Origin of the sequence: Microbacterium sp. LWH7-1.2 (assembly GCF_038397755.1) — a bacterium.
GTDB lineage: Bacteria > Actinomycetota > Actinomycetes > Actinomycetales > Microbacteriaceae > Microbacterium.
Map to the genome: position 1 here is coordinate 2,934,970 of NZ_CP151637.1, position 15,327 is coordinate 2,950,296.

Below are 15,327 nucleotides of genomic sequence, written 5' to 3' on the forward strand. Positions count from 1 at the left end.
GGTCAGCCGCCGGAGGCGGGCGGGGTGCGCTTGGACTCGGCGAGTTCGTCGACGTGCAGCGCGGCCTCGTCGATCGTGCCGTTGCGGTAGGCCTGCCGGCCGACCATGTGCGCCGAGAGCGGCGCCGTCGCCAGCTGCATGAGCACGACCGGCACGAGGAACGCGACCACCGGCCACGACCGCAGCGACAGCGCGATCGCGAGGCAGATGAGGATCAGCCCGAGCACCTGCGGCTTGGTCGCGGCATGCAGGCGGGTCGGCACATCGCGGAAGCGCAGCACGCCGATCGCGGCGGTGAGGCAGAGAAGTGCTCCGATCAGGATGAGGATCACGGCGGCGAGGTCGAGCATGGCGTCCATCAGCGGTCCTGGTCCCTTCTCGCGACGAACCGCGCGATCGAGATCGACCCGAACACCCCGACGGCCGCGATGATCAGCAGCACCGGCAGCGTGCGTGTGTGGTGGTTGATGGCCATCTCCGCGCCGAGCGCGCACATCACCAGGGTGAGCAAGACATCGGATGCCACGGCCCGGTCGAGGATCGAGGGCCCAATGACGATGCGCCACAGCGTGAGCAGCGCGGCGACCGCGAAGATCACGGAGATCGCGAGCAGCAGCACGTTCATCGGGAACCCCCTCGGGCCAGGGAGCCATGGGGGGCGGCATCCCTCATCGCCTGGAGCTGGGCGTGCGAGCCGACCGCTCTCACAATGCGCTCCTCCCAGTGATGCACGCTCGCGCGCTGCTTCTCGGCGTCGGCGTCGTCGCGCACGCCGATGACGTGGAGGTACAGGATGCGACGGTCGCGGTCGGTGTCGACGATCAGCGAACCGGGGATGAGCGAGCACGTCACACCGACGTGGGTCATGATGAGGTCGTCGTCGGTGACGAGCTGCGCGGCGATGATCGCGGACCCGGGCTGCCGGCGGAAGTCGAGCACCTGCCACGCCACCGTCAGCGAGCCGAGGACCACGGCCACCAGGAACTCCACGACGAACACGAGTCCCCACCAGAGGTTCACGCGGCCCGACAGCTCGACGGGAGGCAGCCGGAAGATGCGCGTCACGACGAGCGCGGCGACAAGCCCCGTGAGGAACGCGAGCCACGTGAACTGGCCCCACAGCAGCATCCACAGAGCGATGAGCCACACGAAGAACGGCAGCTGCCGCCACGCTGTCACGAACCCGCGGCGGAGCCGGCCCTGAGGCAGGTCGGGGCTCATGGCGTCTTCTCCGTTCCCGCGGCGTCGTCTTCGAGCTGGGTCAGCGACACCGGCTGCAGCAGCGCCTCGCCGATGCGCGTGCACACGTCATAGAGCGGCCCGGCGAAGATCGTGAGGGCAACGGTGATCGCGACCATTCCGGTGGTCGCGGCGGTCATGATCTTCGGGATGACGCGGCGCTCGGTCTCGACACCGGCGGCGGGCGCCGAGCCGAGGTAGGAGATGCGCGCCTCGGTCTCGGCCGAATCCTCGTCCTCTCGCCAGAAGGAGAGGTTCCACGCCCGCATGAGCGCATACAACGTGAGGAGGCTGGTCAGGATGCCGCCCACCATCAGCACCATCATGATCGGCGTGCCCACCTGCGCGGCGGCGTCGAACAGCGCGAACTTGCCGATGAAGCCGGAGAACGGCGGCAGGCCGCCCAGGTTGACCGCGGGGATGAAGTACAGCACCGCGATGACCGGCGCCGCCTTCATCAGGCCCTTGACCCGGAGGATGGACGTCGATCCCGCGCGACGCTCGACGAGGCCGACCGCGAGGAACAGCGTCGTCTGCACCACGATGTGGTGGACCATGTAGTAGATCGTCGCGCCGATCGCAGCGGGCGTCGCGATCGCGAGCCCGAAGATCATGTAGCCGATGTGGCTCACGAGCGTGAACGACAGGATTCGTTTGAGCTCCGCCTGGGCCACCGCGCCCAGCACTCCGACGATCATGGTCGCGAGTGCCACCCACATGAGCAGCTGGTTCACGTCGTTGTCGAGGAACAGCTCGGTCTCAGTGCGGATGATCGCGTAGACGCCGACCTTGGTCAGCAGGCCCGCGAAGACCGCGGTCACCGGGGCGGGCGCGGTCGGGTACGAGTCGGGCAGCCAGAACGACAGCGGGAAGACGGCGGCCTTGATGCTGAACGCGAGCAGCAGCATGAGGTGCAGGATGAGCTGAGTCTCCTGCGGCAGCTCGCCCATGCGCTCGGAGATCTGCACCATGTTCACGGTGCCCAGCGCGCCGTAGATCATGGCGATCGCCGCGAGGAAGAGGATCGACGACACCAGCGAGACGACGATGTAGACCACGCCGGTGCGGATGCGAGACTCGGTCGAGCCGAGGGTGATCAGCACGTACGAGGCGACGAGGAGGATCTCGAAGCCGACGTAGAGGTTGAAGAGGTCGCCCGCGATGAACGCGTTGAAGATGCCCGCGCCGAGGATCAGGTACGACGGGTGGAAGATCGAGACCGGGGTGTCGTCGTCGCCATCGGCCGCACCCTGTCCGACGGAGAAGAGAAGGACGGCGAGCAGCACGATGCTCGACACGACCACGAGGAGGGCCGCGAGCCGGTCCACGTAGAGCACGATGCCGAACGGGATCGGCCAGCCGCCGACCGACACGGCGATCGGCTTGTCGCCCACGTCGACCACGTAGAGCAGAATCGCCGCGATCACCGTCACGGCGCTGAGCGTCACGACCGAGACCATGACCTGCGTCTTGCGGTGCCGACCCGCGATGAGCGCGACCGCGGCGCCGAGCAGCGGCAGCGTGACGAGCAGGGGGACCAGCGCGGGGGCGATCTCGATCATTCGTCGCCACCCCGATCCCGGGGGCCCTGATCGGGGCGGTCGACCGGCGCATCGTCGCGGAGACCCGCGAAGTCGCGCGCACCGAGGATCATGATCGGCGCAGTCGCGGTGCCCACGAAGTCCGTGGTGGCATCGTCGTCGGCATCTTCGATCTCGGTCTCCTCGTCCATGGTGTCCTCGTCGGCGGCACCGCGAGAGCGCACCTCGATATCGGCTTCGTCGTCGGTGACGGTGTCGGCCTGACCGAGCTGCCAGGAGCGGTAGATGAGGGCGAGAAGGAACGCCGAGACGGCGAAGGTGATGACGATGGCGGTGAGCGTGAGCGCCTGCGGGAGCGGATCCGACATCTCGTCGACGGATGCCGCGCCGAAGAACGGTGCGACGCCCGGGCGACTCATCACGATCAGGAGGAGCAGGTTTGTCGCGTTGCCCAGGAGCAGGAACCCGATGAGCACACGGGTGAGGCTGCGCTCGAGCATGGCGTAGACGCCGCACGCGAAGAGCACGGCCATCACGATGATGAGCACGAGCGACACGTTCACGGGACCATCACCCCCTGCTGCTCGCGTGCTTCCTGCGCCTGGCGGTCGACCTCGGCGCCGAGGCTGCGCAGCACGTCCAGCACGAGGCCGATGACGACCAGGTACACGCCGATGTCGAACAGCGTCGACGTGACGAACTCGACGTGTCCGAGCAGTGGCACGTCCCACTCCCAGAAGTAGCTCGTGAGCGGCTGGTCACCCAAGAACACCGGCACGATCGCGCACGCGACCGCGATCGTCATGCCCGTGCCCAGGAGTCGCCCGGCGTCGGTGGGCGCGGCGGCGCCGAGCTCGTAGCGGCCGCCCGCGACATATCGCATGACGAGCGCCATGCCCGCGACGAGACCGCCGGCGAACCCTCCTCCTGGCAGGTTGTGGCCGGCGAAGAGCAGATACAGCGAGACGATGATGATCGTGTGGAAGAGGATCCGCACGATCACCTCGAGCATGATCGAGCGGTTCTCGGGCCGCACGCGCTGGCCGCCGACGAGCCACGCCATGCGGCCGCTGCCGCGTGCATCGCCGCGCTGCTTGAGACCGTCGGAGGTCTCGACGAGCGGGCGGCGCGCGCGCGTCGCACCTGCGGGCAGCGGCGCGATGCCCCGCGACAGCGTGTCGGCGCGGTGCGTCACGAAGACGAGGGAGGCCACACCCGTGGCTGCGAGGATCAGCACCGACAGCTCGCCCATGGTGTCCCAGCCGCGCAGGTCGACCAGCGCGACGTTGACGACGTTCTTGCCATGGCCCAGCTCGTACGCGAGGACGGGGAAGGAGTCGGAGATCGGCTTCTCGACCCGGGCGCTGGTTGCGACGATCGCGACGAGGGCCATCGTGATGCCGACCGCCGCGCCCAGCACAGCCCGGGCCACGGGCCATACCGAGGCGTTGTGCTCGCCGAGGCGCGACGGGATGCGGCGCAGGACGAGGGCGAACGCGACGAGCGTGACCGTCTCGACGAGGATCTGGGTGAGCGCGAGATCGGGTGCGCCGCTGGTCGCGAAGAGCAGCACCATGCCGAGGCCCGTGACCGACACCAGCACGACGCCGGTGTACCGCTTGCGCGCACGGATCGCGATGAGTCCCGCGGCGATCATGACCGGCGCGACGAGCAGCTGCGTGGGCGTCTGGTACGCGTCGAGCTTCGCCTGCCAGTCGTCGCTCGCGAGCAGCGCGGTCGACTCCGCCGCGACGAACACGACGAAGATCGTGCCGACGTACAGCGGCAGCGAACCGCGCTGCGTGAGGCTCGTGGTGATCACCGACAGGCGCGCTACCGCGCGCAACGTGCCGTTGTACGCCTCCGCCGCCGTGAAGGGCAGCAGGCGATTCGCGGGACGCCAGCTGCGCGTCAGCCAGAACACGAGCACGCCGATCGCGATCGTGGCGAGCGAGATCCACAGCGCCGGCTCGAGGCCGTGCCACAGCGCGAGGTGCGCAGGGTGCTCGGGCGCAGCGACACCCGGCGTCGACGGCGGCGCCTGGTCGGCATAGGGCGCGAAGGCTTTGTCGAGCCACGGTGCGAAGGCGCCCGCGACGACGGTGAGGCCCGAGAGCACGATCGGCGCGACGAGGAACCCGATCGGCGGGTCGGGCCATTCCGTATCGGGCATACGGTCGCTGTTCGCCGCGCGCTTGGTCGAGAAGGCGCCCCAGAGGAAGCGGATGCCGTACCCCGCGGTCAGCACCGAGCCCAGCGCGACGCCGACCAGCGCGACGATCCCCCACACGGCGCCGCCCAGGGCCTCGTGCAGCAGTGAGGCGAGCGCGCCCTCCTTCGCGACGAAGCCGATCGTGGGGATGATGCCGATCATCGACGCGACGGCGATGATCGAGAACGTCGCCATGACCGGTGCCTGCCTGCCGACACCCGAGAGCTCGGTCAGATCGCGGGTCGACAGCTGGCGGTCGATGACGCCGACCACGAGGAAGAGCGCCGACTTGAAGAGGGCGTGACTCAGCAGCAGCGCGAGAGCTGCGAGCGCAGCATCCCGTGTCCCGTAGCCGAGCACGACGGTCAGAAGGCCCAGCTGGCTCACGGTGCCGAAGGCGAGCACTCGCTTGAGGTCGGTCTCGCGCAGCGCCTGCAAACCGCCGAGCAGCATCGTGAAGACCCCCAGCGCGACGACGATCGGCCGCCACGTCGGAGCGATGGCGAAGACCGGGGCGAAGCGGGCGATGAGATAGATGCCGGCTTTCACCATGGCCGCCGCGTGCAGGTAGGCGCTCACCGGAGTGGGCGCCGCCATGGCACCGGGTAGCCAGAAGTGGAACGGGAAGATCGCCGACTTGCTGAGCGCTCCGACGAGGATCATCACGAGCGCGGCGTCGACGATCGGGCCGGACGGTGCTGCGGCGAGGATCGTCGAGATGCTGGAGGTGCCGGCGTCGACCACGAGCAGCACGACGCCGATGAGCATGACGAGTCCGCCGAGTGTCGTAACGAGGAGGGCCTGGAGGGCGGCACGACGGCTCGCCGCGCGCTTGTTGTAGTACCCGATGAGGAGGTACGACAGCACGCTGGTGACTTCCCAGAACATCACGAGGACGACGAGGTCGTCGGTGAGGACGAGCCCGTACATCGCGCCCGCGAACGCGAGGAGCACGGCGGCGAACTGACCGAGATTGTCACTCTTGCCGCGGAAGTACCAGCGGCAGTAGATCATGACGAGCGCGCCGACACCCGTGACGACCAGCGTCATGAGCCACGACAGCGTGTCCATCCGCATCGAGAGGTCGATGCCGAGAGGCGGGATCCATGCGTATGTCTCGAACGGAATATCACTCGCCAGCACCTGCGGCGTGAGCACGGAGGCGAAGACGAATCCCACGATCGGGAGGACCGCTGCGACGTAGAACGCGCGAGCGCCGATGCGCGCCACCAGCCACGGCAGAAGGATCGGAACGACCGCGAACGCGCCGAGAACGAGGAGCATTCGGGCCTCCTCGGGGTCGTCGGCAACGCACATCAGAGGAGGACGGCGCAAAGCCCAGGCGATCGGGGTGTCGAATCCCATCCTAACGGGCGCGTCGCGCCCGATCGCCTGAACGGCATACATCCTCGCCCGGTGCGGGGCGTTGCGGGCGGTTCAGCCGCGCGGGGGTGGCGGCCCCGTGGTGTTGCCCTCGCGGAAGGTGCAGGTGAACCGGATCGACGCCGCGGGGGTCCCCTCGAGCATCGCTGCGACGGCGGCGCCGGCCGCGCGCCCCTTGTCGGTGGCGGGCTGCACGAGGGTGGTGAGCTCGTACGGGGCGAGGCCGTCGACGACGATGCCGTCGAAGCCGGTGATGCTGACGTCCTCCGGCACGCGCAGGCCGGCCTCTTCGGCCGCCCGGATGACCCCGGCCGCGAGCAGGTCGCTCTGCGCGATGACCGCGGTCGGTCGCCGGTCGGGGTCGGCGAAGATCTCTCGGCCGGCCGCGAACCCCTCGTCGATGAAGCTGCCGGCGGCGGCGAAGGCGGCGGCGTCCGGGAAGACGTCGAGGGCGCCGGCGAGCCGCTCGCGGGTGACGTCCACCGTGACCCCCGTGTCGTCGTGCAACCAGCCGCGCTGCCAGTCGACCCGTGCGGGCAGCGTCACGACGGCCACCTCGCGGTGTCCCAGCGCACGCAGATGACTCGCGGCCTGGCGCTGGGCCTCGCGGTTGTCGAGCCCGATTCGCGGCACATCGTCGCCGGCATCCCCTTCGATGACGACGACGGGGATGCGGCGTGCCTTGACGGTCTGAAGCGACTCGCGCAGCAGACCGCTGCAGCCGATGAGCACAGCGGCGTCCAGCGGTGCGGTGGTGAGCGAGGGGCCGCTCCCGGTCGGCTCGTGGTCTCGGAGGAGCAGCAGTCCGGCGCCGAGCGGAGTGACCGCGTCGGCGAGGCCGTCCATCATGAGGGTCTTGACCGGGTCGAGGAACGCGGTGCCCAGGTGCTCCTCGAACACCACGCCGACGATCCCCGAGCGGCCGCGACGCAGCGAGGCCGCGCGCGGGTCGGGGCCGGTGTAGCCGAGCGCGGCGGCGGCGTCCAGCACGCGGCGGCGGGTCGCGTCCGACACCGGTGTCTTGCCGCTGAACACCACGGAGGCGGTCGACGGCGAGACGCCTGCCTCACGGGCGACGTCCGAGATCGTGGCGCGGCGGATGCCGGTGTCCTGGCGGCTCATGCTGTCACGATCGTAGCCCGTCGCGGAGAGGTGATGTCGAATCGATTCGGGCATCGCCGAATCGATTCGCTAGCATGTGCGGATGGACACCGCGCTCACTCGTCGGCAGCTGGTCGCCTGGCGCACCGCCATCTTCACGATCTTCCTCATCATGGGAGTGGGCTTCGCGTCGTGGGCGTCCCGCCTGCCCGCGGTGAAGGTGGACCTGGGCATCAACGACCTCCAGGTGGGCGTCCTGCTGTTCGTGGCGGGCGCCGCCTCGATCGTGGGCCTGTCGCTGGCCAATGTGATCGTCGCGCGCTGGGGCGCGCGACGGGGCATGTTCGTGACGATCATCACGTTCGCGCTCGGCGTCGTGCTCGCGGGTGTCGGCGTGGAGTTCACGCAGTCGTACGTCGTCGCCGCCCTCGGGCTCGGGCTCATGGGCCTCGGCATGAGCGCCACCGACGTCATGATGAATGTCGAGGCGGCCGCGGTGGAGCAGGCGTTCGAGCGCACGCTCATGCCGCTGTTCCACGCGTTCTTCAGCCTCGGCACGGTCGCAGGCGCCGGACTCGGTGTCGCGATGGCGGCCCTGGGCATCGGGGTCGGCTGGCACCTCGGCGCGGCAGGCCTGCTCGTCGCCGCTGCCGGACTGCTGTCGCTGCGCGCCGTCCCCGTGCGCGAGAGCATGCACGACGATCCTGCGACGAGCAGCACGCGCCGCGAGCGCTTCGCCGAGGTCCTGGCGGTCTGGCGCGATCCGCGCACCTACGCCATCGGCGCCATCATGCTGGGCATGGCCTTCGCCGAGGGCAGCGCCAACGACTGGCTCACGATCGCGATGGTGGACGGCCATGACCAGACCGAGGCCGTCGGCGCCATCGCGCTGACCGTGTTCTCGGTCGCGATGACGACATTCCGCATCCTCGGCGGTCCGCTCGTGGACCGGATCGGACGCGTGTGGTCGCTGCGCATCCTGTCGATCGCGGCCGGCGTCGGCCTCGTCATGTTCATCCTCGCGCCGAACCTGCCGATCGCGTTCATCGGCATCGCGCTGTGGGGCGCGGGGGCCTCGCTCGGCTTCCCTCTCGGCATGTCGGCGGCGGCGGACGACCCGAGGAAGGCGGCGGCGTCCGTCTCGGCCGCCGCGACCATCGGGTACCTCGCGTTCCTGTGCGGTCCGCCCATCCTCGGCTGGATCAGCCACGAGATCGGCATCCTGCCCACGCTCTGGATCATCGTCGGTCTCATCGCGATGTCGGGGCTCGCCTCGGGCGCCGCGAAGCCGATCGCCGGATCGAAGGTCGGCGCGGGGCACGCCCACCACTGAGCCGGCGCGGACCCGGTCGGATCCCACCGACCAGGTCAGAGCCGGTCGGTCACCGTCGCCGCCACGGTGAGCCACGCGTCGCGGGTCTCGGGCGACAGCGCGTCGAAGTCGATGGGGCCGCCGTCGACGAGCGAAGGATCGAACGGTGCGTTCACGACCGCGGAAGTCACCTGCTCGAAGTGCTGCGAGAGGCGCGCCTCGAGCTTGCGATCCGGCCGCGAGGACGGCGCCGTGAGCACGGTCACCGCCTCGTCGATCTTCCTGCCGAAGCCCTTCTCGCGCAGGCCGTCCAGCAGCCAGGCGGCGCTGGCCGCCGTGTCTTCGCGAACGGTCGACACGATCACGAGCTGGTCGGCGGCGGCGACGGCTGCGACCCAGTTGGACGCGCGCATGTTGTTGCCGGTGTCGACGATCATCAGGCGGTAGTACCGGCGCAGCAGGGCGTGGAGCCGATCGAACGCGGCCGCGTCGATCGTCGAGGAGGCCGCGGCATCCTCGTCGGAGGCGAGCACGTCGAATCGCGCGTCGACCTGCGTGCGCACGTAGTGATCGAGCGCCGCGAGGCTCGACCCGCGGAAGTTCGAGGCCTCGTCGAGGTCTTCGAGCAGGTCGACGGCGGTGCGGTGGTGCGGAGCGTGCTGCGCGCGCCAGCCGAGCGTGCCGCGGGTCTCGTTGTTGTCCCACGCCAGGGTCGCCCCGCCGCGCAGCGTCCCGTAGGTCGCGGCCAGCAGCAGGGTGCTCGTCGTCTTGTGGGCGCCGCCCTTCGGATTGAGCACGACGATGGTGCGCGGCGCATCGAGGCGGCGCTGGACCCGCTTCTCTCGGTCCAGTCGCGAGCGCTCGACACGGCCGGGCGCGGGAGAGATGAGGCCACCGGTCGCGCGGCGCACGGCACCCTGCCAGCCCGTCGTCGCCCGCGGGCGGGTGGTGGCGCCGCCGCCACGCGAATCGAGCAGGTCCTGCACGGTCGGCCGCGCCGGTTCCTCCGACACCGGCGCGAGCGTCGGCACCGCCGGTACCGGCGTCGGCGCGGTGACCGGGGTGGCCGACACAGGGGCGGGAGCGGGAGCGGGCGCAGGCGCGGGAACCGGAGCCACCGCGGGAACCGGGGCAGCAGCGGGAACCGGGGCAGCAGCGGGAACCGGAGCCACCGCGGGAACCGCCGACGTGTCCACGGCCGCCTCCTCCAGGGCCTCGTCGAAGGTGCCGTCCGGGTGCACCACGAGAGGCCAGCGGGACGAGCCCTCGACGAGCGTCGCGTGGGCCGGTTCGCCGGCGGATGCTGCGAGCTGGCGGATCTCCTCGACCACGCGGTCGCGCAGGGCGAGGGTGTCGGGAGCGACGACCTCTGCCACGTCGTTGCCGACGTGGACCTCGGCGACAGTGCTGGACAGGATGTGGACGGTCGCGTCGGGCTGACGTGAGTTCATCGGTTCTTCTCCGGACGAAGGGACGGCGTGGGGACCGTAGTCTGAGGGTCGCACGGAAAGCACAGCAGTGCGCGCGACGAGGGCAAAGGCTATCCGACCAGTCTGCGGGCTTGCTGATGCGGGAGGCTAGGCTCTTCGAGTGCGTCTCGTCATCGCCCGCTGCTCGGTCGACTACACCGGGCGGCTCAACGCCCACCTGCCCCTCGCCACGCGCCTGCTGGTGCACAAGGGCGACGGGTCGCTCCTGGTGCATTCCGACGGCGGATCGTACAAGCCGCTCAACTGGATGAGCCCGCCGTGCCGCCTCGACGTCGAGGCGCCCGATGAAGAGTCGGCGTCCGCCGGAGTGCTCGAGCACTGGCGGGTGACCCACGCCAAGACCGGCGACGCGCTGCTCGTGCGCATCTACGAGGTCATCCACGACTCGTCGCACGAACTCGGCATCGACCCGGGCCTGCAGAAGGACGGCGTCGAGGCCGACCTGCAGCGCCTGCTCGCCGAGCAGGTCGACGTGATCGGAGACAACCTCACGCTCGTGCGACGCGAGTTCCCGACGGCGATCGGCCCGGTCGACCTGCTGCTGCGCGATCCCGAGGGCGGCACCATCGCCGTCGAGGTGAAGCGCCGCGGCGACATCGACGGCGTCGAGCAGCTCACGCGCTACCTCGAGCTGCTCGGCCGCGACCCGCACCTGGCTCCGGTGACCGGCGTCTTCGCCGCCCAGGAGATCAGACCCCAGGCCAAGGTGCTCGCCGCGGACCGCGGCATCCGTTGCGTCACTCTCGACTACGAGGGCATGAAGGGGATCGAGTCCGGCGCACCGCGCCTGTTCTAGCCGGGGAGGGTGCAGCACCCTCGCGCGGAAGGGGTCGGGGTCTGCTCCGCATAGGCTGGTCCCATGCCGAGCCGATCGCCGTGGACCTGTGTGCTGTGGGACGTCGACGGAACGATCGTCGACGCGTCCGACGGCATCCTCCGCCGCCTCACGATCGCCCTCGAGCACTTCGGCAAGCGCCCGCCGACCCGCGCCGAGCTCGTGCATTGGATCGGACCGCCGATGTACCAGTCGTTCCAGGTGAACGTCGGCATGACCCCCGAACAGGCGGCAGAGGCGGTCACCTTCTACCGAGGCCTCAACAAGACCGACGGGTACACGACGGGCGCCAAGCTCTTCCCTGGCATGGGTGAGCTGATCACGGATGTCGCGGCCTGCGGCATCCCGCAGGCCACCGCCAGCTCGAAGCCCGAGGTGCAGGTGGTCGCGCTCATGGACTACTTCGACCTGTCGACCTCGCTCACCGCGATCGTCGGCGCGACCCCCGACGAGAAGACGCTGAGCGCCAAGGCCGACATCGTCGCCGAAGCGCTGCGCCGCCTCGCCGCCGCGGGCGTCGACACGAGTCGGCCGGTGCTCATCGGCGACAGGCACCACGACGTCGAAGGCGGCGCCGCCCAGGGCGTACCCGTGATCTTCGTGCGGTGGGGCTTCAGCTGGCCGCACGAGTCCGAGGGCGCGCAGGCCGTGGTCGACGATGTCGACCAGCTGCGCGCGCTGCTGCTGTTCGGCGAGTACGCCGACGAGGGCGCGGCCACCGCCGCCGGCGTCGCCGATGCCTGAGCTCGCCGCCACGATCCTGGGGTGGCTGGTGCCGGCCCTGGTCGTGTTCGGCGTGACGGCGATCGCCGTCGCCGTCATCGCATGGTCCGTCCGCCGTGCCCGGCGGTCACCGCGTGCGCGCGCATCCGCCGAGCAGGCGCGCGCGAAGGCGGGTGCGACGCTCGTGCGGCTCGACGACGAGGTCGGCGAGCTCGACCTCGAGGTCGGCCTCTCGGGCGCCCTCTACGGCGGCGATGCGCCGTCGTCCCTCCGGCGGGCACGCCTCACCGCGCAGCACGTGCGTGACGACGCCTTCGAGGAGTACCGGGCGATCAGCGATCCCGCGGTCGCCCCCCATGAGGTCCACCGCGTCTCGGCGCGCATCGAGCGCCACGCGGGCGAGGCTCTCGCGGCCGTGGCCGCCGCCCGCCAGGAGCACGGGGCGTGGGTCAGGGCGAACGTGTCGGCGGCGGGGCAGATCGAGGCCGCCCGCCGCCGCCTCGCCGATCTGAACGCGTCGATGGGCGATCCGGCCGCGCTCGTCGCCGACCTCTCGTCCCGCTTCGCCGAGGAGGAGTGGCGGGATGCCTCGCGCTCGGCGCATGCCGCCCTCTCCGAGGTGTCCGCCGCCCGCCGCCACCTCGACGCCGCGTCGTCCCGTGCCGCCGACCCGTCGCTGAGCGCCCTCTCCGAGCTCGCCGCGGCCGAGCGGGCGCTCCGCCAGGCGGAGGCCGACGCCCGCAACCTCGAGGAGTCCCACCGGCTCGTGCTGCAGGCCGCGCAGGCCGTGCCGGACGAGATCGCGTCGGCGCGCAACGCCCTGCGCCACGCCGCCGTCACGCGGGAGCACCTCGACGCGGCCGACGCCGCACGGCTCGGCGCGGAGCTGCACGCCATCGACGGCGAGCTGAACCGCATCGAGACGGATGCTGCCCGCCGCCCCACCCGCACGGTTAACGCCATCGCGCGCCTGCGCAGCCGGCTCGACCTCGCCCTGGGCGACGCACGCACGTCGCAGCAGCGCCTGCGCGGCGCGCGCACCGCCCTCCCCGGCACTCTCGCCGCCGCGCGCGGCGCACTCGCGCAGGCCGAGGCATCCGTGTCCCGTTCCCGTGCCGGAGCCGACGCACGGTCGAGGCTGCTCTCGGCCCAGCGCGAGCTCGCTCAGGCCCGCCAGGCGCAGGACCCGGTGGCCGCGCTCGACGCCGCCCGCCGCGCGATGCGCGACGCCGAGGATGCCAAGGCCCTGGCGGATTTCGCCCGTCAGGCTGGCCCGCCCGGATAACGGGGACAGCAGCAGAGCCCACCGCTATCGTGAACCCCATGAGCGACGGGGCGACTCAGAGACCGAACCGCGTGCTCGCCGGGGCGGGGCGGATTCCGGCGACACTCACGATGATCGCGCTGATCCTCGTGGCGGGCGTCGCGTGGCAGGGGCTGTGGCGGCCGTTCGAGGACTCGGACTTCTTCGACGCGGTCGCGTACGGGCTTCCGGCCTTCGAGGAGGGGCGATGGTGGACGCCGGTCACCGGAACATTCTTCGTCAACGCGCCCTGGGTCTACGCGTTCACGATCGCGGGCTTCGTCGGCATGGCGTACCTCGAGTTCCGGCGCGGATGGCGCGTCGCGCTGGCCTACTACTGGGTCGGGCAGCTGTTCGCGATCTTCGCGACCGCGCTCGTGCTGTGGGGGTGCTCCGCGATCGCGTCGTGGGACTGGGCGCAGACCCAGGCCGCGGCACTGGACGTCGGCCCGTCGGGCGGCACGATGGCCTGCATCGCCGCGGCCGTCGGCCTGCTGCGCAGCCCCTGGCGCGTGCGCGCGTGGCTCGTGCTGCTCGGCTTCGTGTTCGTGGCGATGCTCTTCTGGGGCACGCTCGCCGACCTCGAGCACCTGCTCGCGGTGCTCCTCGTGCTCTTCGTCGACCGGTCGCTGCGCGTCCAACGCACGACGATGCGCGAGCAGCGCCTCATCGCCTTCATCTCGGTGCTGGTGCTCGGCGCGGTCGAGGTCATCACGATCCTCGTGCCGACGAGCGGCCCGTTCGGACCGACCCAGCCCGCTTCGGGCGGGTTCTGGGACTTCCTGATCGACGTCGTCATCATCGTCATCATCGCCAACGGGCTGCGCCGCGGACGCCGGTGGGCGTGGGTGCTCGCGGTGATCCTCGCTGTCTTCAACATCCTGACCGCGCTCCTCGTCGGGGTGGCCATCATCCTCGCCTCGGAGGCCCAGGTCGAGGCGACGATCGACGGCGAGACCGAGCTGTCGCTGGCCAGTGGCGCGATGTGGCTGCTCGTGCTCGTCTACCTGATCTGGGTGCGCCGTGCCTTCCGCGCTCGGCGGCGGTCGCGCATCGGCCTGCAGCCCCATCCGGGCGTCGAGGATGTGAAACGGATGCTGCGCGCCCACGGCGGCGGGACCCTCTCGTGGATGACGACCTGGGAGGGGAACACCTACGCCCGCACGACCGACAGCATCGTCGCCTACCAGCGGCGCGCGGGTGTGGCGCTGGCGCTCGCTGACCCGATCGGTCCGGAGGCATCGCGCGCAGCATCCGTGCAGGAGTTCATCCACGATGCCGAGCGGGCGGGACTGGTCCCGTGCTTCTTCAGCGCGGACGAGGCCACGCGGGCTGCGGTGCCGGCGTCGTGGCGCAGCCTGGTCGTCGCCGACGACACGATCGTCGACCTGCCAGGGCTCGAGTTCACCGGAAAGCGATGGAACTCGGTGCGCTCGTCGCTGAACCGCGCGGGTCGCGAGGACATGACGTTCCGCATGACGCGCCTGAAAGACGAGTCGTGGGGTGTGCAGCAGCAGCTGCGGGCGATCTCCGAGATGTGGGTCGGCGACAAGGGCCTCCCCGAGATGGGGTTCACGCTCGGCACGCTCGTGGAGGCGGAGGACCCGGAGGTGCGCCTCGCCCTGGCGCTCGCGCCGAACGGCGACGTCGACGGGTTCCTGTCGTGGCTGCCGGTCTACGGCGATCCCCGGGGCGGCGGAGTAGGCCGCGGGAGCGAAGAAGGCGTCGTCCGGGGCTGGACCCTGGATCTCATGCGTCGACGCGAGGGCGGCTTCGGCCCCGTGATGGAGTTCCTGATCGGCTCGTCGGCGAGGCTGTTCTCCGACGAGGGCGCGGAGATCATGTCATTGTCGGGCGCGCCGCTCGCCCACGACTACCCGCCGGATGCCGGAATGATCGCTGCGCTCAGCGACAAGCTCGCCGACGCACTCGAGCCGGTCTACGGGTTCCGGTCGCTGCACCGTTTCAAGGAGAAGTTCCACCCGCGGTACGAGACGATGTACCTGCTCTACCGCGACGAGAGCGACCTCACCCGGATCGGCGGAGCGCTCACGCGGGCGTTCCTGCCCGACGCGACACTGCGTCAGTTCGCCGGCGCCGGACTCGAGCTCGTGCGCGGCGACCGCGAATGAGTCCTCCCGAGCCGGCCGCCCGCGCGCGACGAAGCCGCGGCACCCACCTCTGGGAT

The 15,327-nt window shown here is 70.6% G+C and carries 13 protein-coding genes; 5 read left to right on the forward strand and 8 right to left on the reverse strand.

Features of this window, described 5'->3' with window-relative positions; all coding sequences use genetic code 11:
- Positions 1 to 2: 2 nt before the first annotated feature.
- The 7 genes from mnhG to MRBLWH7_RS13635 form a co-directional block, all read right to left on the reverse strand.
- Positions 3 to 359: a monovalent cation/H(+) antiporter subunit G gene (gene mnhG, locus MRBLWH7_RS13605; protein WP_341995330.1), complete on the reverse strand. Its 357-nt coding sequence runs from the start codon at positions 357 to 359 to the stop codon at positions 3 to 5.
- Positions 359 to 625: a monovalent cation/H+ antiporter complex subunit F gene (locus tag MRBLWH7_RS13610; RefSeq protein WP_341995332.1), complete on the reverse strand. Its 267-nt coding sequence runs from the start codon at positions 623 to 625 to the stop codon at positions 359 to 361. The genes mnhG and MRBLWH7_RS13610 overlap by 1 nt, the downstream gene beginning before the upstream one ends.
- A complete protein-coding gene (locus MRBLWH7_RS13615; RefSeq protein ID WP_341995334.1) occupies positions 622 to 1,221 on the reverse strand; it encodes a Na+/H+ antiporter subunit E in 600 nt (199 codons plus the stop codon). Before MRBLWH7_RS13615 ends, MRBLWH7_RS13610 begins: the two co-directional genes overlap by 4 nt.
- On the reverse strand, positions 1,218 to 2,801 hold the full coding sequence (locus MRBLWH7_RS13620) for a Na+/H+ antiporter subunit D (RefSeq protein ID WP_341995336.1): 1,584 nt from the start codon (positions 2,799 to 2,801) through the stop codon (positions 1,218 to 1,220). Before MRBLWH7_RS13620 ends, MRBLWH7_RS13615 begins: the two co-directional genes overlap by 4 nt.
- Positions 2,798 to 3,343 carry a Na(+)/H(+) antiporter subunit C gene (locus MRBLWH7_RS13625; RefSeq protein ID WP_341995338.1) on the reverse strand — a complete coding sequence of 182 codons (546 nt, stop codon included), beginning with the start codon at positions 3,341 to 3,343 and terminating at the stop codon, positions 2,798 to 2,800. The genes MRBLWH7_RS13620 and MRBLWH7_RS13625 overlap by 4 nt, the downstream gene beginning before the upstream one ends.
- Positions 3,340 to 6,276 (reverse strand): Na+/H+ antiporter subunit A, encoded by a 2,937-nt coding sequence (locus tag MRBLWH7_RS13630; RefSeq protein ID WP_341995339.1) that lies wholly within the window; start codon positions 6,274 to 6,276, stop codon positions 3,340 to 3,342. The genes MRBLWH7_RS13625 and MRBLWH7_RS13630 overlap by 4 nt, the downstream gene beginning before the upstream one ends.
- Before the next feature lie 153 nt (positions 6,277 to 6,429).
- Positions 6,430 to 7,497, reverse strand: coding sequence for a LacI family DNA-binding transcriptional regulator (locus tag MRBLWH7_RS13635; RefSeq protein ID WP_341995341.1), 1,068 nt, complete (start codon positions 7,495 to 7,497; stop codon positions 6,430 to 6,432).
- Between the two features lie 82 nt (positions 7,498 to 7,579).
- Here MRBLWH7_RS13635 and MRBLWH7_RS13640 point away from each other — a divergent pair, with 82 nt between their 5' ends.
- Positions 7,580 to 8,809, forward strand: coding sequence for an MFS transporter (locus MRBLWH7_RS13640; protein WP_341995342.1), 1,230 nt, complete (start codon positions 7,580 to 7,582; stop codon positions 8,807 to 8,809).
- A 35-nt stretch (positions 8,810 to 8,844) separates the two neighbouring features.
- Here MRBLWH7_RS13640 and MRBLWH7_RS13645 read toward each other — a convergent pair whose 3' ends face one another.
- Positions 8,845 to 10,239, reverse strand: coding sequence for a ParA family protein (locus MRBLWH7_RS13645; protein WP_341995343.1), 1,395 nt, complete (start codon positions 10,237 to 10,239; stop codon positions 8,845 to 8,847).
- 139 nt (positions 10,240 to 10,378) lie between these two features.
- Here MRBLWH7_RS13645 and nucS point away from each other — a divergent pair, with 139 nt between their 5' ends.
- From nucS to MRBLWH7_RS13665, 4 genes are all read left to right on the forward strand, one after another.
- Positions 10,379 to 11,074 carry an endonuclease NucS gene (gene nucS, locus MRBLWH7_RS13650; protein ID WP_341995345.1) on the forward strand — a complete coding sequence of 232 codons (696 nt, stop codon included), beginning with the start codon at positions 10,379 to 10,381 and terminating at the stop codon, positions 11,072 to 11,074.
- A 63-nt stretch (positions 11,075 to 11,137) separates the two neighbouring features.
- Positions 11,138 to 11,857, forward strand: a complete 720-nt coding sequence (locus MRBLWH7_RS13655) for an HAD hydrolase-like protein (protein WP_341995346.1) — start codon at positions 11,138 to 11,140, stop codon at positions 11,855 to 11,857.
- Positions 11,850 to 13,121, forward strand: coding sequence for a hypothetical protein (locus MRBLWH7_RS13660; protein WP_341995348.1), 1,272 nt, complete (start codon positions 11,850 to 11,852; stop codon positions 13,119 to 13,121). The genes MRBLWH7_RS13655 and MRBLWH7_RS13660 overlap by 8 nt, the downstream gene beginning before the upstream one ends.
- A gap of 38 nt (positions 13,122 to 13,159) precedes the next feature.
- Entirely contained in the window at positions 13,160 to 15,271 is a 2,112-nt protein-coding gene (locus tag MRBLWH7_RS13665) for a DUF2156 domain-containing protein (RefSeq protein ID WP_341995350.1), read from the forward strand.
- The last annotated feature ends 56 nt before the right edge of the window (positions 15,272 to 15,327 follow it).

Coding starts and splice junctions, on each gene's coding strand:
- MRBLWH7_RS13660 (WP_341995348.1), top strand. CDS start 11,850: ATGCCTGAGCTCGCCGCCACGATCCTGGGGTGGCTGGTGCCGGCCCTG.
- MRBLWH7_RS13655 (WP_341995346.1), top strand. CDS start 11,138: ATGCCGAGCCGATCGCCGTGGACCTGTGTGCTGTGGGACGTCGACGGA.
- MRBLWH7_RS13635 (WP_341995341.1), bottom strand. CDS start 7,497: ATGAGCCGCCAGGACACCGGCATCCGCCGCGCCACGATCTCGGACGTC.
- MRBLWH7_RS13640 (WP_341995342.1), top strand. CDS start 7,580: ATGGACACCGCGCTCACTCGTCGGCAGCTGGTCGCCTGGCGCACCGCC.
- MRBLWH7_RS13630 (WP_341995339.1), bottom strand. CDS start 6,276: ATGCTCCTCGTTCTCGGCGCGTTCGCGGTCGTTCCGATCCTTCTGCCG.
- mnhG (WP_341995330.1), bottom strand. CDS start 359: ATGGACGCCATGCTCGACCTCGCCGCCGTGATCCTCATCCTGATCGGA.
- MRBLWH7_RS13665 (WP_341995350.1), top strand. CDS start 13,160: ATGAGCGACGGGGCGACTCAGAGACCGAACCGCGTGCTCGCCGGGGCG.
- MRBLWH7_RS13610 (WP_341995332.1), bottom strand. CDS start 625: ATGAACGTGCTGCTGCTCGCGATCTCCGTGATCTTCGCGGTCGCCGCG.
- MRBLWH7_RS13615 (WP_341995334.1), bottom strand. CDS start 1,221: ATGAGCCCCGACCTGCCTCAGGGCCGGCTCCGCCGCGGGTTCGTGACA.
- MRBLWH7_RS13645 (WP_341995343.1), bottom strand. CDS start 10,239: ATGAACTCACGTCAGCCCGACGCGACCGTCCACATCCTGTCCAGCACT.
- MRBLWH7_RS13620 (WP_341995336.1), bottom strand. CDS start 2,801: ATGATCGAGATCGCCCCCGCGCTGGTCCCCCTGCTCGTCACGCTGCCG.